Source organism: Nocardiopsis algeriensis (genome assembly GCF_014203695.1).
Lineage (GTDB): Bacteria > Actinomycetota > Actinomycetes > Streptosporangiales > Streptosporangiaceae > Nocardiopsis > Nocardiopsis algeriensis.
On sequence record NZ_JACHJO010000002.1, the window covers coordinates 33,828 to 58,349 of the forward strand.

Below are 24,522 nucleotides of genomic sequence, written 5' to 3' on the forward strand. Positions count from 1 at the left end.
TCACTCCTGCCTGAGGACCAGCAGACCGTCCGCGACCGGGGCGCAGGACGCATCGGTGAGCCGGACGTGGTGCGCGGCCGTCGCGGCGGCCCGGCCCAGGTCCCCGACCTGGGCCAGCCGTTCGTACAGGTGCCCGGTGAAGGCAGCGGCGCAGGCGGCGTCGAGGCGGCCCCGGTGCGCCACGACCACCTCGGCCGCGCCGGTGAACAGGGGAGCGATGTGCTCGCCGTCGCACGAGCTGAGGACCAGGCCGTGCAGACCGGTGTCCGACGTCTTCCGGTAGTGGCGCAGCGTGTCCGCGAGATCCCGGGCGGGCACGTGGTGCGCCTCGCCGTGGACGTCCCCGAAGACCAGGCTGTCGCCCTCGCCGTGGCAGACCAGGTGGAGCACGTGCGGTTCGAAGGAGAGGACCCGGCCCAGGTCGGTCGAGCGGGCGGCCGGCACCAGCTCGGCCTCGGCCCCGCTGCCGCGAAGGGCGTGTGTGATCGCCCTGACCTCCCTCCCCGCTTCCAGGTGCTGTGTCCCGCGCGGCTCGGCGCTCATGACCAGTACGCGCATCGGCAGGGCCGGCGGCGCGGTGCGGGCGGCACGGAAGACCTCGTTCCCCGGGTAGAGGCGGTGGGCCGCCTCCAGCAGGCGCCAGCGGCCGTCCGACACGGCGCCGTGGGAGAGTTCCGCCGCCACCTGCTCCCAGAAGTCGCGCGCGGTGTAGGGGAAGGCGGGCACCGCGCCCGGTGGGAAGCCCGCCCGGTTCAGGAGGTGGTGCGCCCGATGAGGGGGAAAGATCCGGGTGAGCTCGCCGATCTCCTCGGGGGTCAGGTGCGCGTCCACGGCCGGGTCTCCGTTCAGAGGACGGTGGAGAGGGTCAGGGGCCTGGGCAGCGCGCTCCGGTAGCGGCGCAGCAGGTTTCCCCGCGTGGTGGCCCGGACGGTGCCCGTGACACCGGCGGTGCCGCCGCGTTCGGCGCGCACGACCAGGACGAGGCGGTGCGTGCCGTCCAGGGCCATCGTCCGTGTCCGGGTGAACTCCCACCCGGGGTCGTCGCGCAGCTCCCGCATGCCGAGGAGGAAGGGAGCGGTCCGCGCGGCGGAGCGGCTCGCCTCGTAGCCCCCGAGGGCCACCTCGACGTCCTGGAACTTGAGCTCGGGGCCGAGGTGGAACGTCTGCTGGACCTGGCTCACCTCGTCCACCCTGAGCGGTGACATCGACCAGGCCACCGGCGGCCGGACCCCGGAGGCGGAGGACAGCTTCAGCTCCACCGAGGCGGTGCGCAGCGGGGGCAGGCCGGGGCCGTTGGCGAAGGAGACGGACAGGTGCACGAGGTGGTACGTGCTGTGGCCGGCCTCTCTCTCCACGAAGGCCTTCAGTGCGGGGTCCCCGGCGGTGTACTCGGGGGTGATCGGCACCGAGACCGGACCGCCCAGGAAGACCCGCTCGGTCAGGGCCCCTCTCTCGGAGGTGGGGGAGGGCGACGGAGGGCCGGAGGGCGGAAGCGGCCCCGCGGGGCCCCGGTACGCCTCGTCGGGGGCCAGGACCAGGGGGTGCTCGGTCAGGTTCGGGGGGACGAACTGGAGCATGGACCTCCTTCGGAGGGCGGCGCCGGGAAGAAAGCACCCGGGCAAGGAGATATCCGTCACACCACACAATAGCCGTACCCCCCAAAGGGCAAAGGCCGCCACAGACATCGCGGAGCGGGAAAATCAGTCACAAGAAACAAAAAGACCAAAATTCTCAGTAATCACAAATATGGCGTGCCCGCTCCGACCCCTTTCCGATACGCGGAGCTCTCCGCGAGCGGCCTGAGGAACCGGCCCACCGGAGTGCGCCTGCGCGACGGCGGGGTTTGGTGCGCACCGACCCAGGTAGAGGAGGCATGGGGAGCCGTCGGCCGCAAGGGGAAGACGATGGACATCCAGGGGACCGTCGAGGCCGTGGGTACGGCGATCGACGTCGCCGGGGTCGCGGTGATCGTCGCCGGCGTCGCCGCGGCGACCTCGGTGTTCCTGTACCGGGTGGTGGCCGTGCGGTCGCCGTTCGCCGGGATCTACCGCTCCTACCGCCAGTCGGTGGGACGGGCAATTCTGCTGGGGCTGGAGTTTCTCGTGGCGGGCGACATCATCCGCACGGTGGCGATCGAGCCGACCTTCCGCTCGGTGGGCGTGCTGGCCGCGGTCGTCCTGGTCCGGACCTTCCTCAGCTTCTCCCTGGAGGTGGAGCTGGAGAACCGGTGGCCGTGGCAGCGGGACCGCGCGGGCGAACCGCCGGTACGGGAACAGCGGGAGGGTAGGCGTTGAGTTCCGGAGAGAGCACGAAAGCCGTGGTCATGGCCCTGGTGGCCAATCTCGGGATCGCGGTCACCAAGTTCGTCGCCTACCTACTGAGCGGCTCGTCGGCGATGCTCGCCGAGTCGGTGCACTCGGTGGCCGACTCGGGCAACCAGGTCCTGCTGCTGGTGGGCGGGCGGCGCGCACGGCGCACGGCCACCCCCGAGCACCCCTTCGGCTACGGTCACCTGCGCTACCTCTACGCCTTCATGGTGGCGATCGTGCTGTTCACCCTCGGCGGCCTGTTCGCCCTGTACGAGGCCTGGCACAAGATCCGCGACCCCCATCCGATCACCTCCTGGCAGTGGGTTCCTGTCGTCGTCCTGCTGGTGTCGATGGCGCTGGAGACGACGGCGCTGCGCACCGCGCTGCGGCAGTCGAGGGAAGGACGCGCCCGCTTCGGACTGCTGGGCTACATCCGCCGTTCCAAGGCCCCGGAATTGCCGGTGGTCCTGCTGGAGGACTCCGCCGCCCTCATCGGCCTGGCGTTCGCCCTGGTCGGGGTGTCCCTCACCCTGGTCACCGGCAACGGCGTCTGGGACGGGATCGGTACGGCGGCGATCGGCCTGCTGCTGGTGGTGGTCGCGGTACTGCTGGCCATCGAGGTCCAGAGCCTGCTCGTGGGAGAGGCCGCGAGCGAGGAGAACATCCGCCGGATCCGGCAGGCGGTCCTGGAGTGCGAGGACATCGACGCCGTCATCCACATGCGCACTCTGCACCTGGGCCCGGAGGAACTGCTGGTGGCCCTGAAGGTGGCGGTGGACGCCGAGGACGACGCCCGCCGTGTCGCCCGAGCCATCGACGAGGCCGAGAGGCGGATCCGCGCCGCCGTGCCCATCGCGCACCTCATCTACATCGAACCGGATCTGCTGCGCACCCCCACCTGAACCCCTGCCGCTCCGGGGCGGAGCGCACCGGCGGTCCGGACACGCTACCGTGGCGGACTCGGGGCCGCCCGCGTTCTTCCCGCGGCTGCCCGGTACCGGCCCAGGATCCACAAGAGGGGATGCCGACATGCCCCCGGCAGAGCACATGCAGATCGGCGAGGTCGCCCGGCGCACCGGCCTGTCCCTGCGCACGATTCGCTACTACGGGGAGGTCGGTCTGGTCGAGCCGTCCGCGCGCTCGCGGGGAGGGTTCCGCCTCTACACCGAGGAGGACGTCGACCGGCTCCAGCTGATCAAGCGGATGAAGCCGCTGGAGTTCAGCCTGGAGGAGACCCGGGAGCTCCTGGAGACCCTCGACCGGCTCGGCGAGGCCGGTGTCGGCCCCGAGGAGCGTGACGAGCTGTCCGGGCGCCTGGACGGCTTCGAGGCCGCCGTCGCGGACCGCTGCCGGGCTCTGCGCGGCAAACTGGCGATGGCGGAGGAGTTCTCCGAGCGGCTGCGCGAACGGCGCAACCGCCCGGTGCCCGGCACCTGACGACCCGAGGAGCAGCACTGTCCACCGAACCGTCCCGGGCGGCCGGCGGATCCACGCGGTCCGCGTTCCGGATCGTGGCCGCTTCCGCCCTGGTCCTTGCACTGAGCGGTCCGGGGCAGACCGCCGGGATCTCCGTCTTCGTCGACCATGTCATCGCCGACCTTGGAACGAGCCGGTCGGCCGTCTCGCTGGCCTACATGGTCGGAACACTGTCGGGTGCGCTCGCGCTGCCGTGGATCGGCCGCGCCGTGGACCGTTTCGGCGTGAGACGGGTGCTGGCACTGGTCGCGCTCGGCTTCGGCGGCTTCCTCGTGCTGCTGGCGTGCGCCCAGGGCCTGGTAGGACTGACGGCGGGGTTCGTCGGGGTACGGGCGCTGGGCCAGGGCGGTATGAGCATGATCGCCACCACGGCCGTCGCGGTCGCGGTCACGCGCGGCCGCGGCACGCTCCTGGGCCTGGTCAGCTCCCTGGGCGCCGCGGGAATCTCCCTGTTCCCCCTGGTGGCGGAGCGGGTGATCGCCGTGCTGGGGTGGCGCCACACCTTCGCCGCGGAGGCGGTGCTGATCTGGGTGGTGGTCCTGCCCCTGGCCTGGTGGGGACTGCGCGGGGTACGCGTGTCCGAACCGGGCGGGAAGGCCGCCTCCGGGAGCGGGGCCGGGGATCCGGTGTGGCCGCTGCGGGCGGTGGTGCGCACCTCCATGTTCTGGGCGATGGCCGGTTCCATCGCGTGCAGCGGGCTGGTCGCCACCGCCGTGTTCTTCCACCAGATCTCCGTGCTGGGCGAGCAGGGTCTGTCCCCCACCGAGGCGGCGGCCAACTTCCTGCCGCAGACCGTCGCGGGTCTGGGCGCGGCACTGCTGTTCGGCTCGGCCGCCGACAGGTTCTCCCCCAAGGTGCTGATGTGCGCGGCGATGGGCCTGCACGCGCTGGCTCTGCTCCTGCTCCCGCTGGTGGAGCCCGGGATCGGCGCGCTGCTGTACGGCACGGCGCTGGGGTCGGCGGCCTCGGGCGCACGGGCGGTGGAGAGCGCCGCGCTTCCGTTCTACTTCGGTACGGCCCACCTGGGCACATTGCGCGGGCTGACGCAGTCGGTGGTGGTGGCCTCCACCGCGGTGGGGCCGATCCTGCTGTCGCTGGCGCACGGGTGGGCAGGGTCCTACCGGCCGGGAGTGCTGGGCCTGGCAGCGCTGTGCGCGCTCGCGGCAGCGGTGGTGTGCCTCGCCCGCCCTCCCGCAGAAGTCCCGGAGGCCGCGAACCTGTCGGGGCACGGGCCCCCTGGGTCGTCCGCGGACGTGTGACCTCCGGACGGCCCCGCGCGAGGGGTGCCGACGCGGCGAAGGGGCGCCGCTGACACATCCGGCGCACTTCCGCGGGAAGAACCGGGGACCTCGTCCTGTGAGGGTTGTCTCAGTTGTCCTTCGCGACGCCAACTCTCACGCAACGGTAGTGTTGCGGCAGGACGGTCCGCGCCGCCCACCTCTCGTGGGCCGTACCGCCCCTCCGCTTCCCCGTCCGTACCGACACGGGCGGGCGCGCGGCGAGGAAGCCGCGTACCGGGGCACGATCACGTGCCGCACCGGATCCCGGGCCCTGCTCCGCAGCCGACATCGCGGTCGGCCGTGTGGACGCAGCCTGTCCTCACCCGACCCGAACGTCGCGGCCCCTGCTTCGGGCTGCCCGAGACCCGATGGGTTCCATGAAGCTCTCCCTGAAGTCCCCCCGGCCCCTCAAGGACCGGATCCCCGGTGCGGCGCAGCTGCGCGCCGATGTGCTGGCCGGACTCGTCGTGGCCCTGGCCCTGATCCCCGAGGCCATCTCCTTCTCGCTCATCGCCGGGGTCGATCCCCGCGTGGGGCTGTACGCGTCCTTCGTCATGGCGGTGTCGATCGCGTTCCTGGGCGGACGCCCCGCGATGATCTCCGCCGCCACCGGCGCCATGGCGCTGGTCGTGGCACCCCTGTCGATGGAGCACGGCGCCGATCACCTGATGGCGGCCGCGGTCCTGGCCGGCCTCATCCAGGTGGTGCTGGGCCTGCTGGGGGTGTCGAAGCTGATGCGGTTCGTGCCGCCCAGCGTGATGACGGGGTTCGTCAACGCACTGGCGATCCTCATCTTCATGTCGCAGGTGCCCTATCTGATCGGCTTCGACGTGCCCGCCTACGCCATGGTCGCCATCGGCCTGGCGATCATCTTCGGCTTCCCGTACCTGACCAAGGCCGTGCCGGCGCCTCTGGTGGCGATCGTGGTGCTGACCGTGGCGGCAGTGGCCATGGGTGTCTCCACCCGGACCGTGGGCGACGAGGGTGAGCTGCCCGACGCCTTCCCGGTGCCGCTGATCCCGGACGTGCCCTTCACCTGGGACACCCTGGTGCTCCTCGCGCCCTACTCCCTGACGCTGGCGTTGGTGGGCCTGATGGAGTCGCTCATGACGGCCAAGCTGGTCGACGACCAGACCGAGACCTCCTCCGACCACGCCCGCGAGGCCCGCGGCCAGGGGATCGCCAATATCCTGGTCGGCTTCTTCGGCGGCATGCCGGGGTGCGCGATGATCGGCCAGACCATGATCAACGTCAAGTCGGGCGCCCGCACCCGCCTGTCGACGTTCCTGGCCGGGATCTTCCTGATGGTCCTGTGCGTGGTGCTGGGCGACATCGTGGGCCTGATCCCGATGGCCGCCCTGGTCGCGGTGATGGTCTTCGTGTCACTGGTGACCTTCAACTGGCACAGCATCGCCCCGGCCACGCTCCGGCGCATGCCGTGGACCGAGACCCTGGTCATGGCGGTGACGGTGGTGGTCGTGGTGGCCACGCACAACCTCGCCCTGGGCGTCATCGTCGGTGTGGTCGTCTCGATGGTGCTTTTCGCCCGCAAGGCCGCCGTGCAGGCCGGTGTCACCAGCGTCCTGGACCCCGAGGGCGGGACCCGCGTCTACTCGGTCAACGGCGAGGTGTTCTTCGCCTCCGCCGGCGAACTGGTCCAGAGGTTCGACTACGCCGAGGAGGGCCTGAGGAAGGTCGTGGTCGACATGTCGGGCGCCCACGTGTGGGACTCCTCGGCGGTGGCCGTGCTGGACCAGGTGACCGAGCACTTCGGTCGCCACGGCGTCGAGGTGGAGATCACCGGCCTCAACGAGCCCAGCGAGCAGCTGCACAAGGAGCTGTCCGGCACGCTGGTCGGCGGCCACTGAGCCGCGCCGAGCCGCCGTCGACGGGCCACCGGGATTTCCCGGTGGCCCGTCCCCGTGTCCGGGACGTTTGCGGCCGAGGACGGCGTGCCCGCGGGGGATGCGTTCCGGGAGCGGGGCGTGCAACTGCTGGAGGGGGAGCTCGGCTCCGACAGCCGCCAGGACGTGCGGCTGCGGCCGGCAAGCGAGACGGCGGGGGGCCGCGGTCAGGTTCGGCGGCATGAACCGGGTGCGCACCTACAAGCACGCGGAGAGCACCGGCGGTGCCGAGACCCTGATCACCGAGGTGCGGGCCGCCTTCGACTCCCTCCCCGGCGCCCTGGCGCCGGCCCCCTGAGAGCACCGGCGCGGAGCGGTTCCCCTCACCCCTGGTGACATCTCTGTTCCCTGACGTGTCAGGTCGGTTTCGGTGCCGCACACGGGGCAGTGGGCACGTCAAAGGTGGTGAGACGCATGGAACCCAGCGGTGGGGAGCGCACGTCGGAACAAGTACGGGACGGTTCCCGTTTCCGTACATCTGGCCGATTGCGGCCCCTTGTCCGAGAACCCTTATGTGACAAGGAACCGACACGTCACAATCGGTGCCGTGGACAGTCGTGCTGTCCGGATCCCGTCCCCCGGGACCGTCGGCGGCTGCTCCACGGCTCCATCGATCACACCCCCGGAAGGCAGGACACCATGGCGAGGCCGCTCAGGGTGGACGCCGGCGACGAAGATCTCGACTTCGACCCCGTCAACTGGAACACCCTCTACAAGGGGGTGCCCTTCACCGGTGAGATGGTCGAGTACGACGAGGAGGGAAATCTCGTCGAGTACTCCGTCTACGAGAACGGCTCCGAGAACGGACCCGAGAGGGTCTGGTATCCCGACGGTCGACTCAAGGTCGAGGGCACCCTCAGGACCGGCCTCCCCCAGGGGGTCTGGAGGACGTGGCACCCCAACGGGCGGCTCGCCAGGCGGACGGAGTTCGACGACGCGGGGAACCAGATCCGCATCCAGCACTGGGATCCCGAGGGGGTCCTGATCCGGGACACGGTGTACGCCCCGATGCCGCGCACGGCTTCCGACAGGGCCTTCGAGGCCTGAGACCGCAGCGGCCGCGGACCTCGCCGTCACCGGTACGGCACCCGGGCCCCGGCCCCCGGTGATCTTGCTCCTGGCGGCACCGGCGGTGCCGCCAGGAACGAGATCACGGCGAGCGTGGCCGGGCCCGATCTCCTTCCTCCGGGGCGGGGCCCCTCACGGTTCGGCGGTGCCGCCTCGGCCGCGGCGGTCCACCCGGTTGCCGGTGCCCGGATCGGGGACAGCCCTGTCGGAGGGGTCGACGTGGTCGCCTCCGTACCGGGCGATGTGCACCCCGTTCTCGATCGTCCCGGCCTGGACCACGGGTCCCGAGACATCGCCGTTGACGGTGTTGACGGTCCTGACCGCCTCCGAGGGATCGGGCTTCCCACCGGGCGGGCGGTAGAGCGTCCAGACGGCGACGACCAGGGCGGCGACGCCGGTGGCCAGTGAACCGACGCCGGACAGTTGGGAGAGCTCGTTCAGGTCGACGGCGAACCGGAACAGCACCCAGGCTCCGCCGAGCACCACCGCCACCGCCACCAGCAGCCACGTCCACAGCCATCTCATACCGACCATTGTGTCTCGTCCGCGCTTGTCGGGAAAGTGAGCTCTTCCTTTCCGGCGAACCGTGAGCGCGAAAGGGATTTTTATCCCGAATATCCCAAACATGCAGATATATCCTCAGGTTCAACAGATTTCTGCGTGGAGGATCTCGCGAGCCATTACGGTGTTCTCATCCGTGTGCGCCCGATCGCCGGGCGTCCCTTCCCTGCGGCACGAAGCGAGGTGCGAGTTCCGATGGGTGATTCCTCCCTGGCCGAACAAGCTGCCGAGGTCCTGGTCAGAGCCATGTCCTCCCCCGACCGCACGGCCTGGGCCCGGGTCCGCGCGGCCTTCGCCGCCCTGTCCCCCAAGGCCGGAAAAGTGATGGCCGCCGAGCTCGACATCTCGCGGAACGAGGTGGTGGAACGCCCCCGACTGGCCGAGGAGGTCACCGGGGAATGGCGGACCAGGCTGCGCCGCCTGGTCGAGGCAAACCCCGGCGCGGAGCAGCAGCTGCGGGGTCTGGTGCGTGAACTGGGCGGGGAGCAGCCGCGGCCGAACGTGCGCAACGAGGTCCACGGCGACGTCTCCGGCACCGTGATCCAGGCGGGCAGCATCCACGGCGGTGTGAACGCGAGCCGCTACGGCGGCGACCACGTCGACTTCTCCGGGGGGACCTTCGAGGGTCCGGTCACCGGAAAGGAAGGCCGCGGTTAGCGGACCGGGGAGTGTCCGTCGCCCCGCCCCTGCGCCCGGTCCGTTCCCGGCATGGAGCCGTCCTCCGGGCTCAGCGCCCGGCCGGGGACACCAGGCAGAACTCGTTGCCCTCGGGATCGTGCGCGACCTGGAAGGATCCCTGCGCGTCGGTGACGGCCTTCCCCCGGAGCCGGCCGCCGTGCGCGGTGACCGCCGCGGCGGCGGAGGCGATGTCGTCCACCCGCACGTCGAGGTGGAGGCGGTTGCGCTCGGCCTTCGGGGCGGGATCGGGTTGGAAGGACAGGCGCGGCCGCCCGGCCGCTCCTTCGACGAAGGCCCATCCGTCCTCCCTGTCCACCGGCTCACCACCCAGCACGAACGCCCAGAAGCGGGCGAGGGCCGACGGATCGGCGGCGTTGACGACCCACTGGTCGACGGTTCCCAGAGCCATGTCCCGCGTGCACCTCTTCTTCTCCACCGCGGCCCGCGCCGTGTCCCCACCAGGATGGCACAGCGCTCGCCCACGGAAACCGGGGACGTTGCGGGGGTTGAGGCCCATCGCAAAGAAAGTGATCTGGACCACATTTGCTGCTGTGGGGAGTCGAAGTCCGCCCCCTCCACCAGCGGTTTCCCGGCGCCCGATCCCACGGGCACCGGTTGCGGCTGTCCCCCCGCTCTGCGACGCCCCCTGGGCGGGAACCCCGCACGCCGTACCCGGCGTTGCGTGTTCGTCATCCGCACATCGGAGTCCCCCGGTGTGCACCGGCGCGAACCCCCGGAAGGGAACCCCATGTTCAAACGCCTGCTCTCGGCCTTCGGGGTCGGCGGCCCCACGGTCGACACCGTTCTCTCCCAGCCCCACGTCCACCCCGGCGGGCTCCTCGAGGGCCGGGTCGAGCTCATGGGCGGTGAGAACCCGGCCGAGATCACCGAGATCACCCTGGCCCTGGTCACCCGGGCCGAGGCGGAGATCGGCGACGAGGAGTACACCGGAGGTGTGGAGTTCGCCCGCGTCCCCGTGGCCGGCGGCCTGTACCTGGCGCCCGGCCAGCACGTCTCGATCCCCTTCAGCCATCCGGTTCCCTGGCAGGCGCCCGTGAGCATGGCGGGAGGTGCTCCGCTGCCCGGCATCTTCGTGGGGCTGCGTACCGAGGTGGCCGTCGCGGGCGCGCTGGACAAGGGTGACCTCGACCAGGTCCACGTCCACCCGCTCCCGGTGCAGGACCGCATCCTGGCCGCGATGATCCAGCTCGGGTTCGGGTTCAAGAGCGCCGACGTGGAGACGGGCCACCTGCCCGGAGCTCCGCAGACGGTGCCCTTCTATCAGGAGATCGAGTTCCACCCCGCGCCGCAGTACGCCTCCGAGGTGGGCGAGGTGGAACTCGTCCTCGTCGCCGACCCGTCCGGTGTGTCGGTGGGGTTGACCTTCGACCACCACCGCGGTGGGGACGGCACGGGCTGGTTCCGCGTCGAGCACGCCGACGCCGACCGCATGGACTGGCCGCGGATGATCGACACGTGGGTGGTGCAGTCGCTGCAGCGCCATCGCGAGTTCCACGGGTACCAGGGCGGTTACCACGGCGGCTACCACCACGAGGAGGAGCGGGGCGGCTTCCTCGAGGGCGCCGGCGGCATCGCGCTCGGCGTGGCCGGCGGCATCGCGGCGGGATACGTGGCCGCCGAGGTCATCGACGAGATCGGTGACGCCTTCGAGGAACCGGCCGAGGAACTCGAGGAGGCCGCGGAGGAGTTCGAGGAGGCCGCCGAGGACTGGGGCTTCGAGGACTGACACCCTTCGGTCGGGGGGAGGGAGGAGACCCGCCCCCCGACCGCGCGGAGGGCCCTCGGGCGCCGCGGCGGTCGGGCTCCTCCGCCTCCGGGCCTCCCGGGAAAGCAGAAGGTGCCCGCGGCGTCGTCCTTCTGCCGCGGGCACCTTCCGGGTACGTCAGTTGTACTGAAGGCTCGGGTCGTAGGTCTCACCGGTGATCGGGTTGGTGGCCAGCCCGGACGTGACGTCGTAGTTCACGTCCATGCCCAGTTCGGAGTCGTGGTAGAGACCGGTCTCGGGGTTGCGGGGCAGCCCGACCTCGGGGTCGATCTCCCAGCCGGTGATCGGATCGACCGTGGGCGCGGCCTGCTCGGAGGGCTCCTCGGAGGGCTCGGTGGCAGGTTCCGGGGAGGGCTCGGAGGCGGCCTCCTCCTCGGTCTCCTCGCCGGGGGTCTCGGTGCTGACGATCTCGCTCCGGGCGGGCTGGTTCTCGTCGGCCTCGTTCGGCTCCAGCACGCCCCAGCTGACCAGGGCCAGGATGAGGATGCCCAGACCGACGCGGTAGTAGACGAACGGCATGAAGCTGTTCGTGGAGATGAAGCGCATCAGCCAGGCGATGACGACGAAGCCGACGACGCCCGCGACGAGCGTTCCGACGATGGTGGCGCCCCAGCCGGCGTACTCGTTGCCGCCGATGTCGGTGAGCTTGTACACGCCCGAGGCGAAGACCGCGGGCAGGGCGAGCAGGAAGGCGTACTCGGCGGCCTCCGCGCGCTTGAAACCGAGCAGCATTCCACCGGTGATGGTGCCGCCCGAACGGGAGACACCGGGGATGAGGGCCAGAGCCTGGAAGAGGCCGAAGGTCAGGCCGCGGGAGGCGGTGAGGTCCTCCAGGGTCCGCCGCTTGTTCGCGTACCGGTCCACGACGCCCAGGAGCACACCGAAGATGATGAGGTTCAGGGCGATGAGCCGCAGGTCGCGGAAGACACTGTCGATCTGGTCCTCAAGGAGAAGGCCCAGGACGCCGATGGGGATGGAGCCGAGGATGACGTACCAGCCCATGCGCGCGTTGATGTCGCCGCGCAGGTCGCGCTTGAACAGCGACCGGGTCCACGTCGAGATGATGGCCCAGATCCGCTTGCGGAAGTAGACCACCACGGCCAGCTCGGTACCGATCTGGCTGACGGCCGTGAAGGCGGCACCGGGATCCGGCCAGCCGAAGAGCGCGGAGATCACGCGCAGATGGCCGCTGGAGGAGATCGGCAGGAACTCGGTGAGCCCTTGTACAAGGCCGAGGACGATGGCTTCGAAGATGGACACGGCGGAGCTGCTCCTGGATACTTCTCGGTTGCCTCCGACCGGAGGGGGCGGGGCGAAACGGACTCCGGATGGCGCCGGGGGAGCGCTCGGAGCTGTTTTGGGGATGCCCACGCAGCTTACTGAGTTTTCGGGGTCCCGCGTTTCCGCACCCCGGCCCCGGAAGGCCGTCCGGACCCGTGTCCGCGTGCGGGAAGCCCGCTGCCACGCCCGATACTTCTGCACCGCATCGGCACGGTCTCCTGGCAATTTCCCGGAAGATCGGAAAGGTTCTTCACTCTGGGCTTTCCTTTCGTCACCATGGGTGGTTGCGTATCCGGGTTCCGCCCGCCGAGAGGAGTCGCCGTGAACAGTCCGCCTCCGAAACCCGCCGACACCGGTGGGGGGCCGCGCGGCAGCGGCGCCCTGCTGCGCGGTGCCGCCGCGGTGCTGGCCGCCGCCCTGCTCGGCGTGCCCGCCACCCCCTCCGCCTCCTCCGCCGCCACCGGGGACCGGCAGGGCGCGGCGGAGTGCGGAGCCGACCCCGCGGCACCGCCCAAGCGCCAGATGCGCGCCGCATGGATCGCGAGCGTGCACAACATCGACTGGCCCGGGGAACCGGGGCTGAGCCCCGAGGAGCAGAGGGCCGAGCTCATCGAGCTCTACGACCGGGCGGTGGACCGCGGACTCAACGCGGTGTTCGTCCAGATCCGGCCGACGGCCGACGCCTTCTGGCCGTCCCCGCACGAGCCCTGGTCGCAGTGGCTCACCGGGGAGCAGGGCGCCGACCCCGGCTACGACCCGCTGGAGTTCGCGGTGGCGCAGGCGCACGCGCGGGGCCTGGAGTTCCACGGCTGGTTCAACCCCTACCGGGTGGCCATGCACGGCGACCCCGGACAACTGGTGGCCGATCACCCCGCCCGGCGCAACCCGGACTGGGTGTTCGCCTACGGCGGCAAGCTCTACTACGACCCCGGCGTGCCGGAGGCGCGCGAGTTCGTGATTGAGGCGATGATGCACGCCGTCGAGAACTACGACCTGGACGGGGTGCACTTCGACGACTACTTCTACCCCTATCCGGTGCCGGGCGAGGAGATTCCCGACGGGGAGACCTTCGGGGAACACGGCGGGAGGTTCGACGACATCGCCGACTGGAGGCGCCACAACGTCGACACCCTGGTGCGGGAGATGGACGAGGCGGTGCACGCCGCCAAGCCGCACGTGAAATTCGGAGTGAGCCCCTTCGGCATCTGGCGCAACTCCTCGACGCATCCCGAGGGCTCCGACACCGGCGGATTCGAGTCCTACGACGGTCAGTACGCCGACAGCCGCCGATGGGTGCGCGAGGAATGGGTCGACTACATCAACCCGCAGGTGTACTGGGAGATCGGGCATCCCGCGGCCGACTACGCGGTACTGGTGCCGTGGTGGGAGAAGGCCGTCGAGGGCACCGGGGTGCACCTGTACATCGGGCAGGCGGCCTACAAGGCCGGAAATTCGGGGGCCTGGTCGGACCCGCGCGAGCTGGCCCGGCACCTGGAGTTCAATCGGGACCACCCGGGGGTGCGCGGCGACGTCTACTTCAGTGCGGACTCGCTGCGCACCAACGCCGAGGAGGCCATGGGGATCGTGGCGGAGGAGCACTACGCGCACCCCGCGCTGGTGCCGGTGAAGGAGGACCTGGGCGGAGCGGCCCCCAGTGCTCCGCGGATCTCGGCCTCCGGTCCGGTCGAAGGCGGAGTGGAGCTGGACATCCGCCCCGGACCGGGCGAGCGTCCCGCCTACTACGCGGTCTACGCCTTCGACGGGGCACCGCCGGACCGGCGTGAGGCCGAGTGCCGGATCGGGGACCCCCGCACGCTGGTCGGCACGGTCCGGGCCGGGAGCGGCGGTACCGCGGTGTTCACGGCACCCGCCGGAAAGGGTCCGCGCACCTACTACGCGACGGCTCTGGACCGGCTGCACCACGAGAGCGGTGTGAGCGACCCCGAGCACGTCCGCTGAGCCGCGGCGCCCTCCGGGACGCTCCCCGTCACGGGCGGCGTCCCGTGCGTTCGGCCGGGAAGGGGCCGCCCTGCCCCGCGGGGACCGGCGGTGCCGCGCAGCGGCGGCCGGAGAGTGTCCCGCGTCACCGCCCGCTCCCTTGACCTCGACCAAGGTTGAGGTTGTGGACTCTTCTCCACGGGCGGCGAGAGGGGCGGGCGTGGAGAGGGTCGGGGCGTCGAACACGCCGGAGGGCGGAGGCCTGTGGGCGCGGCGCCACCGGCCGGTGGTGGCCGGCCTGTTCGGGATGATGACGTTCATCGCGTTCGAGACCTTCGCGGTCACCACGGCGCTGCCGGTGGTGGCGCGGGACCTGGCCGCGGAGCAGTGGTACTCGCTGGCCTTCGCGGCGACCGTCACCACCGGCCTGGTGGGGATGACCGTCGGCGGGAGGTGGGCCGACCTGCGCGGTCCGGGGAGGCCGCTGGCGGTGGGCGGACTGCTGTTCCTCGCCGGGATCGGCCTGTGCGCGGCGGCGCCGGACATGGCGGTCTTCGTGCTCGGGCGCCTGCTGCAGGGGGTCGGCGGGGGCATCGACTCCGTGGTGCTCTACGTGGTCATCGCGCGGACACTGCCGGAGTCGCTGCGCCCGCGCGTCTTCGGCCTGCTGAGCGCGGCGTGGCTGCTCCCGTCGATCGCGGGGCCGCTGGTCACGGGCGCGCTGGTGGAGGTGATGCACTGGCGGGCGGTCTTCGCGCTGGTCCTGGTCGGCTCCGCGGGATCCCTGGCGGTGCTGATGAGCGCCGTGCGCACCCTCCCGGCTGAGAACGGCCGAAAGCTTCCCCTCGACCGGCGGGGGATGTGGGCCGTCGCCTCGGCGGCAGCGGTGCTGGGACTGCACGTGGCCGGCCAGCAGGAGATGCCGTGGCTGGCCCTCTGGACAGCGGCCGGCTCCGTGGCCGTGGTGGCGGCCGCGGCCCGGTTGCTGCCCCGGGGGACTCTGCTGGCCCGGCCGGGGATCCCCCGCGTGGTGGCGTTCCGGGGCGTGGCCGGAGCGGTCTGCACGGCGACGGACATCTACCTGCCGCTGTACCTGCAGCACCAGTTGGGGCACGGCCCCGTGGTGGCGGGGGCCGCGGTCGCCGTCGGTTCCTTCGGTTGGGCACTGGGTTCGTGGATCCAGGCGCGGTCGAAGGCGCCCGCAGGGGATCCGGCCGGGCTGCGGTGGGCCGCGGCGCTGGTGGTGTGCGGACCCGCCGGGTGTGTGCTGCTCGTCTCCGGAGCGGCGCCCCTCGCCGCGGCGGTGGCCGGGTGCGTGCTCATGGGCGTGGGCATGGGAATTCTCTACCCGCAGCTCAGCACCCTGATCCTGGCGCTGTCCCCGGCCCGGGAGCAGGGCGGCAACAGCTCGGCCCTCCAGGTGTCGGAGTCACTGGGCACGTCGCTGCTGGTGGCCGTCACCGGTGCGGTGCTCACGGCCTCCGTGCCGAGCGGTTATCCGGCGGTGTACGGAGTGGCCGCGGCCGTCGGTCTGGCGGGGCTCGCGCTCGCCCTCGCCCCCGCCCCGCGCGGCGCTGTCTCCCCTTCCTGAACACGCTGCACGTGAGGCCCTTATCCCCGGCTTATCGGGGCCGGGTATACGCACAGCCCATCCCCAGGAATCGAGTGCGCGATGTTCGACAGTCTGATCGAATGGTTCAAGGGTCTCTTCGGCGACGCGGCCGACACCGCCGCGCAGGGTGCGGCCGACACCGTCCAGGGCTTCGGTGCAGACGCCCACGGCGCGGCCGAGGCCGCCCAGGGGTACAGCCAGGAGGCCTTCGGTGGGGCGCACGAAGCCTACGGCCAGGCCGCCGAGGCCGTGCAGGGGTATCAGGAACAGGCGGCCGAGGCCGCCCAGGGGTACAGCCAGGAGGCCCACGGCCAGGCCGCCGAGGCGGTGCAGGGATATCAGGAGCAGGCCGCTGAGGCCGCCCGGGCCCATGAGGAGCAGGCCGGCGCCTTCGGCGACTTCGTGCACGACCCCGGCAGCGCCGTCACCGACGCGGCCCGCGACCGCCTCCACGGCGAGGGCTGACCGCACTCGGCGGGTCCGGGGCGCGCGAGGGCCCGCCGGGAGGCCGGACTCCCGGCGGGCCGTGGCCGGTTCAGGGAGCGGCGCTCCCCCGGTCAGCCGAAGTCGACGTCACTGCACAGGTAGTAGACCTGGTCCATGTGCGAGGCCTGCCAGATCGTGAAGACGACGTGGTGTCCGCTGCGGCCGCCGGGGTTGTCGACGTCGATGTAGTAGTCGTTGGCCGGGGCGTAGGACCCCGTCTGCTCGACCAGCTGCAGGTCGCCCCAGTCGAGGGAGTCGGTGGTCGCGTCGTAGCCCTGGTTGGTGATGTACACCTGGAAGTAGTCCGCCCCGTGCGACGCCTGGTCGTAGAGGTGGATGGTGAAGTCCCCGCTGATCGGGGTCGTCTTCCACTCGCCGGGGGTGTCGAGCGAGTCGTAGCGGCCGCCCTCGGTGTTGCCGCCGCTGCACAGGGTGCCGTCGGGGATCTGGCCCCGGTGGTTGCCGCCGACGTTGTCGCGGTAGAGGCCGTTCCAGTTCCACATGGCGTTGGGGTTGTCCTGCCACGCCTGCCAGCACATGGGGTCTTCCTGGGCCATGTCCGGGTTGAGGTGGTCGCTTCCCCAGCGCTCGTAGCAACCGTAGTTGCGCGAGGCCGGGTCGACGACCGAACCGTGCGCGGAGGCGGGCGCGGCCATGGCGGTCATGGCCAGCACGGGCACGGCGGTGAGGGTGAGGGCGCGGGCCGCGAGGGCAGTCGTGCGCGTGGTGGTGTCGGTGCTGTTGTTCATTGCGTCTCCGTCGTTCTCGGCTGGTGTGCCGTGCGACGGGAGCGCTCCCAGGCTGATTGTTACCCAGAGGAGTCACCTCAAAACGGAGAGGTTGAGGATTTTTTCGACAGCGGAACGGCCGGCCGCCCGCGCATTGCGCATCACCTGGACCTTTTCGGAAAGGGACCGGGTCCCGAAAACAAGTTCTTCCTATGGTGTTTACATATCACCATTGAGAAGCTACGGTTCTGGAAAGCCGTTCCGGAGCCGCATTCGCGGCAAGGGGACCCACGGAACGGCTTCCATCCGTCCACCTTCCACCCGCTCACCATGCGACTGGGAGCGCTCCCACCCTTGCGGCCACACGCTTCCTCCTCGAAAGCGGCGGCCGTCGGCTTCCGGCAGCACTGGAGCAGAACCCTTGTTGGAGAACGCCCAGGACATCACTCACCACTGATACCGACACCCGAGAACATTCCTCGCCGGCCCCACTCCTCCGGCGTAGGAGAAGCGGATTCGGGAGAATTCCCGAAATCCGTATGTCGAACCGCGAACCGCGCCACGGGCATGCCTCCCGGCCTTTCCTTCCCCGTTCGGCGCGCGCGGACCACAGCGGCCGGTACCGGCTCCCGGCATCCCGGTACCGGTTCCTTCCTCCCTCCCTGCCCGCCCCGTCCCGACCGGGGCGGGCACCCGGCCCCGCGGCACCGCCGCGGGGCCCTCCTGCGCCGCCGACCTGGGATCATGGCCCCGGAGCAGGAAGACGGGAGGCCGCACATGGCGGAGCACATCGAGACCGACACCGTGGTCGTGGGCCTGGGTGCGATGGGTGCGCAGGCGCTGTGGCAGCTGGCCCGCAGCGGTGTCGACGCGGTCGGGGTCGAGCAGTACTCCCCCGGCCACAGCAGAGGGTCCAGCCACGGCGAGTCCCGCATCATCCGCACCGCCTACCTGGAGGGCGCCGAGTACGTCCCCTTCGTACACGCTGCCTGGCGGGCCTGGGCCGACCTGGAGGAGGCGTCGGGCAGCTGCCTGGTGCTGCGCACCGGGGCCCTCGTGCTGGGCGCTCCCGGAAGCGCCGCCGTGGCGGGCACGCTGACCGCAGCCGGGCACCACGGGCTCGCCCACAGCCGCCTGTCCGGTCAGGAGCTGGCCGAACGCTTCCCCCAGCATGCGGTGCGCCCCGGGGAGGAGGGGGTGTTCGAGGAGGAGGGCGGCGTGGTCCTCCCCGAGGCCGCGATCACGACCGCGCTGCGGCTCGCAAGAGCAGCCGGCGCCGAGGTGCTCACCGGGACCCGGGTCACCCGGATCGAACCCGACCCGGACCGTCCGCGCGTCCTGGCCGGGGACACCGAGATCCGGGCCCGCCGGGTCGTGGTCACCGCTGGGGCCTGGCTGCCGCAACTGCTGCCGGACGCGATGGCACCCGTCCGCATGCGCGTCGAACGCCGGGTGCTGGGCTGGTTCCGCACCACGCAGGACCCGTCGCCGCACGCGGGCGGTCCGGTGTTCGCCCGCGACGAGCCCGACGGCACGACCTGGTACGGCTTCCCGAGTCTGGACGGGCGCACCGTGAAGATCGGGATCCACGCGGAGGCCCCCGGCAGCGGCGACCGCCCCGGGGCGCAGTGGGGCGAACCTGTGGACCCCGACGCCGGCCCCCGCAAGCCCGACGGGGCCGACGCACGCCGGCTGGCGGAACTGGCGGCAGGGCTGCGCGGGGTGGAGGAGCTGCCCGAGCGCATGGCGCCGTGCATGTACACCATGACGCCCGACGAGCACTTCGTCATCGGCCTGCGGCGGGACCTCCCCGGCCTGGTCCTGGCCGGAGGGTTCTCCGGCCACGGGTACAAGTTCGCCTCCGCGGTGGGCGAGGCCCTGTCCGACCTGGCCCGGCACGGCCGGACCGATCTGCCGATCGGCATGTTCGACCCCCACCGCTGGGACTGATCCCCCGGCCGGCGCGTTCGGGCCCCGTCTCCGGGGCGGAGGGGCCTCCGAGCACCCTGCGGGCGCTTCCGCCCCGGGGCGGGGTCGTAGGATCGTCGCTCACGCGCGGCGCGAGCGCGGCCAGTTCCCTGCCCGGAAGGAAGCACCCATGCCACGTACCACCCGGAGGACCGCCCTCGTCACAGGAGCGTCGTCGGGGATCGGCCACGCGGTCGCCGCCGAGCTTGTCGCGCGCGGATACCGCGTGCTCGGCACCAGCCGCCGGCCCGAGGCGCTGGCCGCCCCGGTGCCGGGCGTCGAATATCTGGCGCTGGACCTGGCCGACCCGGCCTCGGTCGAGGCGTGCGCCGAGGCGGCCGGCGAGGTCGACGTACTGGTCAACAATGCGGGCGAGAGCCAGAGCGGACCTCTGGAGGAGCTGCCGCCGGAGGCCCTGGAACGCCTGTTCCGGATCAACGTGTTCGGCGCCGTGCGGCTCACCCAGCTGCTCCTGCCGGGGATGCGTGAGCGCCGATGGGGGCGTGTGGTGATGGTGGGGTCGATGCTGGCGAGCTTCCCGCTGGCCCACCGCTCCTCGTACGTGGCCTCCAAGGCGGCACTGCGGGGGTTCGCCGACGCGCTGCGCCGCGAGGTGTCGCCGTACGGGATCGGCGTGGCCACGGTGGAGCCGGGGTCGATCAACACCGGCATCAGCGAGCGCCGCACCCAGTACCTGCGCGAGGGCTCGCCCTACACCGACGACTACCGGACCATGATCAAGCACCTCGACGCCAACGAGGCCAGGGGCGTGCCCGCACGGGCGGTGGCGCGCACGGTCGTGCGCGCGGTCGAGACCCGCAACCCCAGGCCGCTCTACGCGGTGGGCAGCAACGCGCCCGTGGTGTTCGCACTGCGCAGGCTCCTGCCCCGCGCGGTGATCCTGCGGATGACGGCCCGCAGGCACGGCCTGGGCTGATGCCCGCCCAGGCGGGTCGGCAGGGGCACGGACAGGAGCTGTCCTAGGTTGGGGGAGAGATCCACCGATCACCGGAGGTGCCGTATGAGCGTCGTCAAGTTCAACGTCCTGACCGTGCCCGAGGGCGCGGGTCCCACCCTGGAGGAGCGGTTCGCCAAGCGGGCCGGCCTGGTGGAGGGCCAGCCGGGCTTCGAGGACTTCCAGCTGCTGCGCCCGGTCGAGGGCAACGACAAGTACCTCGTGTACACCCGCTGGCGCTCCGAGGAGGACTTCCAGAACTGGGTGAACGGCCCGTCCTTCCGCAAGGGGCACGCGCAGGCCGCCGCCGACGCGGGCCGGAGCGGGGACGGACATGGGCACGGGCATGGGCACGGGCACGGTGAGGGGTCGGGTCCGGCCGCGACGGGCAGCGAGATCTGGACCTACGAGGTCGTCCAGCACGTCGGCGCCCGGCAGTAGGCCGCGGGCGGTGCCCGGGCCGCCGGGCACCGCCGAGGGGCCCGGTCCTACTCCGGCGCGCCGTCGCCGACGTAGCCGCGTCCGCTCTTGTCCCCTCCGCGCCTGCGGACCTTGCGGGCCCGGCGGGCCTTGGCCGCCAGCGGCGCCCCTTGGTCGCGCACGGCGCCCGAGCCCTCGCTGAACTCGGCGTTGAGCGAGCGCACCAGGCCGATCATCATGAGGAACCCGATGACGAAGAACGGCAGACCGAACACGATGATGGTCTGCTGCAAGGCCTCCAGGCCGCCGACACCGGTCGCGGTGAGCACGGTCGCGGCGACGACGCCCTGGACGATGCCCCAGAACACCCGCTGGCGGACGGGGCCCTCGTGGGACCCCGAGCACAGCATGTCGACCACCATGGAGGCGGAGTCCGCCGACGTCGTGAAGAAGATGATCACGATGAGGATGCTGAGCACCGACATGAAGGTCGTCAGCGGATAGTGGTCGAGGAAGGCGAACAGCGCGCCGGGGATGTCCCCCTGTCTGACGACCTCCTCCACCAGTCGGCCGTCCTGGTTCATCTCGATGTCGAAGGACGACAGCCCGAACACGCTGAACCACACGACACTGAACGCGGTGGGCGCCGCAAGGACGCCGAGCACGAACTCCCGGATGGTGCGGCCGCGGGAGATGCGGGCGACGAAGATGCCCACGAACGGCGACCAGGTGATGGTCCAGGCCCAGTAGAAGACGGTCCAGGAGCCCTGCCAGCCCGTGTTGTTGAAGGTGTCGTTCCAGAACGACAGCGGGATGAGCCACTGCAGGTACACGCCCGTGCTCTCGATGATGCCCTTGGCGAGGAAGAGGGTGGAACCGGCCAGGAGCACGAAGAGCAGGAGTGCGACCGCCAGGGCGATGTTGATGTTGGAGAGCCATTTGATGCCCACGTCGAGGCCGGTCGCCACCGAGATCACGGCGATGGTCGTGACCGCCGCGATGAGGACCAGCTGCGTGACGCGGTTCTCCGGCAGCCCGAACAGGGTGTGGATGCCGCTGTTGATCTGCATGGTGCCCAGGCCGATGGTGACGGCGACACCGAAGAGGGTGCCCAGCACCGCGAAGATGTCGACGGCCTTGCCGAAGGGGCCGTGGATCCGTTCACCGATGAAGGGGTGGAAGATCGAGCTGAGCCGGAAGGGCAGGCCCTTGCGGAACACGAAGTAGGCGAAGGCGAGGCCGGGCAGGCAGAAGATCGTCCAGGTGTGGAGGCCGAAGTGGTAGAGCGTGAAGCCCATGGCCTGTTCGGCGGCCTGGACCGACTCCGGTTCCACGTTCCGCTGGGGCGGGTTGGCGAAGTGGTTGATGGGTTCGGCCACGCCCCAGAACATCAGGATGCTGCCGATGCCGGCGGCGAACAGCATGCCGAACCAGACGACGTTGCTGTAGTCGGGCCTGCTGTTGGGAGGGCCGAGCCGCACCTTGCCGAAGCGGCTGCTCGCGATCCAGATCAGGAAGATGAGGAACGTGGTGACACCGAGGATGTAGAACCACCCGAGGTTGGTGAGGATCCAGTTGGAGGTGGTGCCGAAGATCTGGTCGACCGTGTCGGTGAAGGCGATGGCAGAGACCACGAAGAGGATGGTCAGCCCCGCCGCCGCGAAGAAAATCACGGGGTCTGTCTTGAGCCCGAGTCCCTGCGCGAGTTTTCTGAGCACGTGGGCCCCTCTCCGGATACTGTCTGAACAGTTGAGAGTCTGCCCCGAGCGCGCACACAAAACGTGATGTCACACGCACTCTCCGGGAAAAACCGCTCCGGCCACCGGAGAGGCCCCGTTTCTCGTGTGTCGGCGGTGTCCGCCTCCACCGCCTCAGTCGTCGAGCTCGCGCAGGAGGTCGCGCACCTTTTCCGGCTGTTCGTACAGGGAGAGGTGGCCGGCGCCCTCGATCGTGCGCACACCGGTGTCCAGGAACCGGCGGGCGGGTCCGTGCAGGCGGGCGGGCGAGAAGAACGGGTCGTGCGAACCGGTCGCCACCACCACGGGGGTGCCCGCCCAGGGCCGGAGGTTCTCGGCCTGGAGGGGACTGGGCACGGACCCCGTTCTGCAGTGGCGGGAGACGAGGGTGAGCCACTCGGCCTCGGAGCGGTGCTCACCGCAGAGCGCGCCGGGACCGCTGAGGAACTCGACCAGGCGCTCGCTGGCCTGCTCGGTGGGGTGGAGCATCCACGGCAGCGTGACACGCATCGACTCGGGGCTGACCCCCGCGGCCGTCAGCCCGGCGGGGTTGAGCAGCAGCAGGCCGGCGACCAGTGGTGACGGGGCCGAGGCCAGCGCGACGGCGGCGCCCCGGGAGTGGCCGAGCACGATGACGGGCCGGTCGGTGATCTGCGGCAGCAGCTCGCCCAGCCACTCGCCGTAGGCCTCGATCCGGGCGCCGCCGACCCGGCGGCTGCAGCTGAGGCCCGGTTGGCCCGGCAGGTCGACCAGGAACACCGGGCGGTCGCAGGAGAGTGCGCGGGCCGCGGGCACCGTGGCGGCCGCGTTGAAGTTGGTGCCCGAGAGCACCAGGACCGGGGTTCGGGGACCGCCCGCGGCGCGGAAGGCCTGCGTGCTTCCCAGGCCGGTCTCGACAGGCGGGAGGGGCCCGAGCTCGGGCCACTGGCTCAGTGCTTTGTGGCACCAGGCGTGCACCGAGCGCTCGGAGTTCTCCGAGCGGTAGACACGCGCGGCACGAAGGGGGACAACGGTCATGGCTCTGGGTTTCGCTTAGGGAGAGAACGACGCCTGTCGGCCCTGCTGACCGGCACGCCAAAAGAGGACTGTACGCCTCCCTCCGGCGCCTCGCCACTCAGGGGCCCGGGGCAGGTCGGAAAAAGTCTGCACATCCCCGGAAAGCATCCCCTGCCAGGCGTTTTGCCCGGCTATAAAGCTTTACCTCCCTTTTCCGTTGTGCGGAACAGAGCCGCCGAGCCGGTGCGGGACACCCTCGTCGGTGACGAAGGGAACACCGGAGAACCGGGACGCCCCGCAGGCGCGTTGACACCACGGGAGCAGGCGAACGCCGCCCTCGGAGGAGGAACACGCCCATGGAGCACCCGCAGCAGCGCCACCCCGCCGTGACGGTGTCGGTGGCGCTCGTCGCCGCAGGGTTCGCGGGGTTCGCCCTGATGCGGGCGCTCGGCCTGGAACGCGGCCCCGTCCTGGTACCGCTGACGGCCCACACCCCTGTGGCGCTGGGCGCCGCGGCCTTGGCGGCCGCGACGGCGGGGGTCCTCAGGCGCTGGGTCTCCCTCGCTGCCCTGGCCGCGGTGGTGGCCGTCCTGGCCGCGGTGGTGCTGCCCCGCGCGATCCCGTACGGAATCACCGCGGCGGGCGGGCCTGTACTGCGGGTCATGGCCTTCAACGCCCTCGGGGGCGGGGCCGACGTGCGGGAGACCGTGGACCTGGTGCGCGAGCAGGAGGTGGACGTCCTGGCGCTGCAGGAGGTCACACCCGGGCTGCTGGCGGACCTCGCCGCCGCCGGGCTGGAGGACCTCCTGCCGCACGAGATCGACCGCTCCGCCGTGTCGGGGGTGGAGGGCAGCAGCGTGCACTCGTCCCTGCCGCTGACCGACCTGGGGGACGCGGCCGAGGGGCCCGATGCCTTCGCCATGCCGGTGGCCGGGGTGGCGGTGGACGGCCCCGGGCCCGCCGTCGAGGTCGTCTCGGTGCACGTGCCCCCGCCGCTGGGCACCTCCCTCACCGCCGCGTGGGAGAGGGAGCTGCGTGCCCTGGCCGTACCCGCGGAGCAGGACACCGTCCGGATCCTGGCAGGGGACTTCAATGCCACCGTGGACCACGCCGCGCTGCGCGCGGTCCTGGACTCGGGGTACGTGGACGCCGCCTCCGTCCTGGGCCGCGGGCTGCGGGCCACCTGGCCGACGGACCGGCCTCTGCCGGGTGTGGCCATCGACCACGTGCTGGTGACCCCGGGGACGGGTGTCGACCGGCTGGAGGTCGTGGAGGTGACCGGCAGCGACCACCGCGCGGTGGTCGTCGACGTGAGCCTTCCCGGAGCCCCCCGGTGAGCC

General features: G+C 71.3%; 23 protein-coding genes. 15 read left to right on the top strand and 8 right to left on the bottom strand.

From position 1 onward, the window contains the following. Nucleotides 1-831 carry an effector-associated domain EAD1-containing protein gene (locus tag FHS13_RS02490; RefSeq protein WP_184286832.1) on the bottom strand — a complete coding sequence of 277 codons (831 nt, stop codon included), beginning with the start codon at nt 829-831 and terminating at the stop codon, nt 1-3. Nucleotides 832-845: 14 nt separating this feature from the next. Further along, nucleotides 846-1,577 (bottom strand): hypothetical protein, encoded by a 732-nt coding sequence (locus FHS13_RS02495; protein WP_184286835.1) that lies wholly within the window; start codon nt 1,575-1,577, stop codon nt 846-848. Between the two features lie 174 nt (nt 1,578-1,751). Here FHS13_RS02495 and FHS13_RS02500 point away from each other — a divergent pair, with 174 nt between their 5' ends. The 6 genes from FHS13_RS02500 (at nt 1,752) to FHS13_RS02525 (ending at nt 8,016) form a co-directional block, all read left to right on the top strand. Beyond that, entirely contained in the window at nt 1,752-2,294 is a 543-nt protein-coding gene (locus FHS13_RS02500) for a DUF1622 domain-containing protein (protein WP_343064876.1), read from the top strand. Then, nucleotides 2,291-3,211: a cation diffusion facilitator family transporter gene (locus tag FHS13_RS02505; protein WP_184286838.1), complete on the top strand. Its 921-nt coding sequence runs from the start codon at nt 2,291-2,293 to the stop codon at nt 3,209-3,211. The genes FHS13_RS02500 and FHS13_RS02505 overlap by 4 nt, the downstream gene beginning before the upstream one ends. A gap of 127 nt (nt 3,212-3,338) precedes the next feature. Further along, a complete protein-coding gene (locus FHS13_RS02510; protein WP_184286841.1) occupies nt 3,339-3,746 on the top strand; it encodes a MerR family transcriptional regulator in 408 nt (135 codons plus the stop codon). Between the two features lie 74 nt (nt 3,747-3,820). Next, a complete protein-coding gene (locus tag FHS13_RS02515; RefSeq protein ID WP_343064877.1) occupies nt 3,821-5,044 on the top strand; it encodes an MFS transporter in 1,224 nt (407 codons plus the stop codon). Nucleotides 5,045-5,433: 389 nt separating this feature from the next. After that, entirely contained in the window at nt 5,434-6,933 is a 1,500-nt protein-coding gene (locus FHS13_RS02520; protein ID WP_184286846.1) for a SulP family inorganic anion transporter, read from the top strand. A gap of 675 nt (nt 6,934-7,608) precedes the next feature. Continuing rightward, nucleotides 7,609-8,016, top strand: coding sequence for a toxin-antitoxin system YwqK family antitoxin (locus FHS13_RS02525; protein WP_184286848.1), 408 nt, complete (start codon nt 7,609-7,611; stop codon nt 8,014-8,016). Between the two features lie 153 nt (nt 8,017-8,169). Here the strand turns inward: FHS13_RS02525 and FHS13_RS02530 are convergent, their stop codons facing one another. Beyond that, a complete protein-coding gene (locus FHS13_RS02530) occupies nt 8,170-8,562 on the bottom strand; it encodes a hypothetical protein (RefSeq protein ID WP_184286851.1) in 393 nt (130 codons plus the stop codon). 231 nt (nt 8,563-8,793) lie between these two features. Between FHS13_RS02530 and FHS13_RS02535 the strand changes: the two genes are divergently transcribed. Next, on the top strand, nt 8,794-9,255 hold the full coding sequence (locus FHS13_RS02535; protein WP_184286853.1) for a hypothetical protein: 462 nt from the start codon (nt 8,794-8,796) through the stop codon (nt 9,253-9,255). A gap of 70 nt (nt 9,256-9,325) precedes the next feature. On the opposite strand, the gene FHS13_RS02540 is transcribed toward FHS13_RS02535, so the two are convergent. Continuing rightward, nucleotides 9,326-9,685, bottom strand: a complete 360-nt coding sequence (locus tag FHS13_RS02540) for a VOC family protein (RefSeq protein WP_184286856.1) — start codon at nt 9,683-9,685, stop codon at nt 9,326-9,328. A gap of 339 nt (nt 9,686-10,024) precedes the next feature. On the opposite strand from FHS13_RS02540, the gene FHS13_RS02545 reads away from it, so the two are divergent. Beyond that, nucleotides 10,025-11,023 carry a sporulation protein gene (locus tag FHS13_RS02545; protein WP_184286859.1) on the top strand — a complete coding sequence of 333 codons (999 nt, stop codon included), beginning with the start codon at nt 10,025-10,027 and terminating at the stop codon, nt 11,021-11,023. A gap of 156 nt (nt 11,024-11,179) precedes the next feature. On the opposite strand, the gene FHS13_RS02550 is transcribed toward FHS13_RS02545, so the two are convergent. Then, complete coding sequence (locus FHS13_RS02550) at nt 11,180-12,322, bottom strand: undecaprenyl-diphosphate phosphatase (protein WP_184286861.1); 1,143 nt, start codon at nt 12,320-12,322, stop codon at nt 11,180-11,182. A gap of 297 nt (nt 12,323-12,619) precedes the next feature. Between FHS13_RS02550 and FHS13_RS02555 the strand changes: the two genes are divergently transcribed. The 3 genes from FHS13_RS02555 to FHS13_RS02565 all read left to right on the top strand — a co-directional run bounded on the left by FHS13_RS02555 (nt 12,620) and on the right by FHS13_RS02565 (nt 16,358). Continuing rightward, on the top strand, nt 12,620-14,302 hold the full coding sequence (locus tag FHS13_RS02555; protein WP_184286863.1) for a glycoside hydrolase family 10-like protein: 1,683 nt from the start codon (nt 12,620-12,622) through the stop codon (nt 14,300-14,302). 199 nt (nt 14,303-14,501) lie between these two features. Further along, a complete protein-coding gene (locus FHS13_RS02560) occupies nt 14,502-15,872 on the top strand; it encodes an MFS transporter (protein WP_343064878.1) in 1,371 nt (456 codons plus the stop codon). 81 nt (nt 15,873-15,953) lie between these two features. After that, nucleotides 15,954-16,358: a hypothetical protein gene (locus FHS13_RS02565; protein WP_184286866.1), complete on the top strand. Its 405-nt coding sequence runs from the start codon at nt 15,954-15,956 to the stop codon at nt 16,356-16,358. A gap of 92 nt (nt 16,359-16,450) precedes the next feature. On the opposite strand, the gene FHS13_RS02570 is transcribed toward FHS13_RS02565, so the two are convergent. Next, a complete protein-coding gene (locus FHS13_RS02570; RefSeq protein ID WP_184286869.1) occupies nt 16,451-17,128 on the bottom strand; it encodes a lytic polysaccharide monooxygenase auxiliary activity family 9 protein in 678 nt (225 codons plus the stop codon). A gap of 756 nt (nt 17,129-17,884) precedes the next feature. Between FHS13_RS02570 and solA the strand changes: the two genes are divergently transcribed. The 3 genes from solA to FHS13_RS02585 all read left to right on the top strand — a co-directional run bounded on the left by solA (nt 17,885) and on the right by FHS13_RS02585 (nt 20,471). Beyond that, nucleotides 17,885-19,057, top strand: a complete 1,173-nt coding sequence (gene solA, locus FHS13_RS02575; RefSeq protein ID WP_184286872.1) for an N-methyl-L-tryptophan oxidase — start codon at nt 17,885-17,887, stop codon at nt 19,055-19,057. 148 nt (nt 19,058-19,205) lie between these two features. Beyond that, nucleotides 19,206-20,012 (top strand): SDR family oxidoreductase, encoded by an 807-nt coding sequence (locus FHS13_RS02580; RefSeq protein WP_184286875.1) that lies wholly within the window; start codon nt 19,206-19,208, stop codon nt 20,010-20,012. Nucleotides 20,013-20,096: 84 nt separating this feature from the next. Next, nucleotides 20,097-20,471, top strand: coding sequence for an antibiotic biosynthesis monooxygenase family protein (locus FHS13_RS02585; RefSeq protein WP_184286877.1), 375 nt, complete (start codon nt 20,097-20,099; stop codon nt 20,469-20,471). A 47-nt stretch (nt 20,472-20,518) separates the two neighbouring features. Here FHS13_RS02585 and FHS13_RS02590 read toward each other — a convergent pair whose 3' ends face one another. Further along, nucleotides 20,519-22,168 carry a BCCT family transporter gene (locus FHS13_RS02590; RefSeq protein WP_184286879.1) on the bottom strand — a complete coding sequence of 550 codons (1,650 nt, stop codon included), beginning with the start codon at nt 22,166-22,168 and terminating at the stop codon, nt 20,519-20,521. A 153-nt stretch (nt 22,169-22,321) separates the two neighbouring features. Continuing rightward, nucleotides 22,322-23,203 carry an alpha/beta fold hydrolase gene (locus tag FHS13_RS02595; protein WP_184286882.1) on the bottom strand — a complete coding sequence of 294 codons (882 nt, stop codon included), beginning with the start codon at nt 23,201-23,203 and terminating at the stop codon, nt 22,322-22,324. Between the two features lie 335 nt (nt 23,204-23,538). Between FHS13_RS02595 and FHS13_RS02600 the strand changes: the two genes are divergently transcribed. Then, nucleotides 23,539-24,519, top strand: coding sequence for an endonuclease/exonuclease/phosphatase family protein (locus FHS13_RS02600; RefSeq protein ID WP_184286886.1), 981 nt, complete (start codon nt 23,539-23,541; stop codon nt 24,517-24,519). Nucleotides 24,520-24,522: the final 3 nt, after the last annotated feature.

Bases quoted from the DNA above. Each gene is read 5' to 3' on its own strand.
- FHS13_RS02520 (WP_184286846.1), top strand. From the start codon at position 5,434: ATGGGTTCCATGAAGCTCTCCCTGAAGTCCCCCCGGCCCCTCAAGGAC.
- FHS13_RS02530 (WP_184286851.1), bottom strand. From the start codon at position 8,562: ATGAGATGGCTGTGGACGTGGCTGCTGGTGGCGGTGGCGGTGGTGCTC.
- FHS13_RS02570 (WP_184286869.1), bottom strand. From the start codon at position 17,128: ATGAACAACAGCACCGACACCACCACGCGCACGACTGCCCTCGCGGCC.
- FHS13_RS02565 (WP_184286866.1), top strand. From the start codon at position 15,954: ATGTTCGACAGTCTGATCGAATGGTTCAAGGGTCTCTTCGGCGACGCG.
- FHS13_RS02595 (WP_184286882.1), bottom strand. From the start codon at position 23,203: ATGACCGTTGTCCCCCTTCGTGCCGCGCGTGTCTACCGCTCGGAGAAC.
- FHS13_RS02580 (WP_184286875.1), top strand. From the start codon at position 19,206: ATGCCACGTACCACCCGGAGGACCGCCCTCGTCACAGGAGCGTCGTCG.
- FHS13_RS02585 (WP_184286877.1), top strand. From the start codon at position 20,097: ATGAGCGTCGTCAAGTTCAACGTCCTGACCGTGCCCGAGGGCGCGGGT.
- FHS13_RS02535 (WP_184286853.1), top strand. From the start codon at position 8,794: ATGGGTGATTCCTCCCTGGCCGAACAAGCTGCCGAGGTCCTGGTCAGA.
- FHS13_RS02510 (WP_184286841.1), top strand. From the start codon at position 3,339: ATGCCCCCGGCAGAGCACATGCAGATCGGCGAGGTCGCCCGGCGCACC.
- FHS13_RS02555 (WP_184286863.1), top strand. From the start codon at position 12,620: ATGGGTGGTTGCGTATCCGGGTTCCGCCCGCCGAGAGGAGTCGCCGTG.
- solA (WP_184286872.1), top strand. From the start codon at position 17,885: ATGGCGGAGCACATCGAGACCGACACCGTGGTCGTGGGCCTGGGTGCG.
- FHS13_RS02600 (WP_184286886.1), top strand. From the start codon at position 23,539: ATGGAGCACCCGCAGCAGCGCCACCCCGCCGTGACGGTGTCGGTGGCG.
- FHS13_RS02495 (WP_184286835.1), bottom strand. From the start codon at position 1,577: ATGCTCCAGTTCGTCCCCCCGAACCTGACCGAGCACCCCCTGGTCCTG.
- FHS13_RS02540 (WP_184286856.1), bottom strand. From the start codon at position 9,685: ATGGCTCTGGGAACCGTCGACCAGTGGGTCGTCAACGCCGCCGATCCG.
- FHS13_RS02525 (WP_184286848.1), top strand. From the start codon at position 7,609: ATGGCGAGGCCGCTCAGGGTGGACGCCGGCGACGAAGATCTCGACTTC.
- FHS13_RS02545 (WP_184286859.1), top strand. From the start codon at position 10,025: ATGTTCAAACGCCTGCTCTCGGCCTTCGGGGTCGGCGGCCCCACGGTC.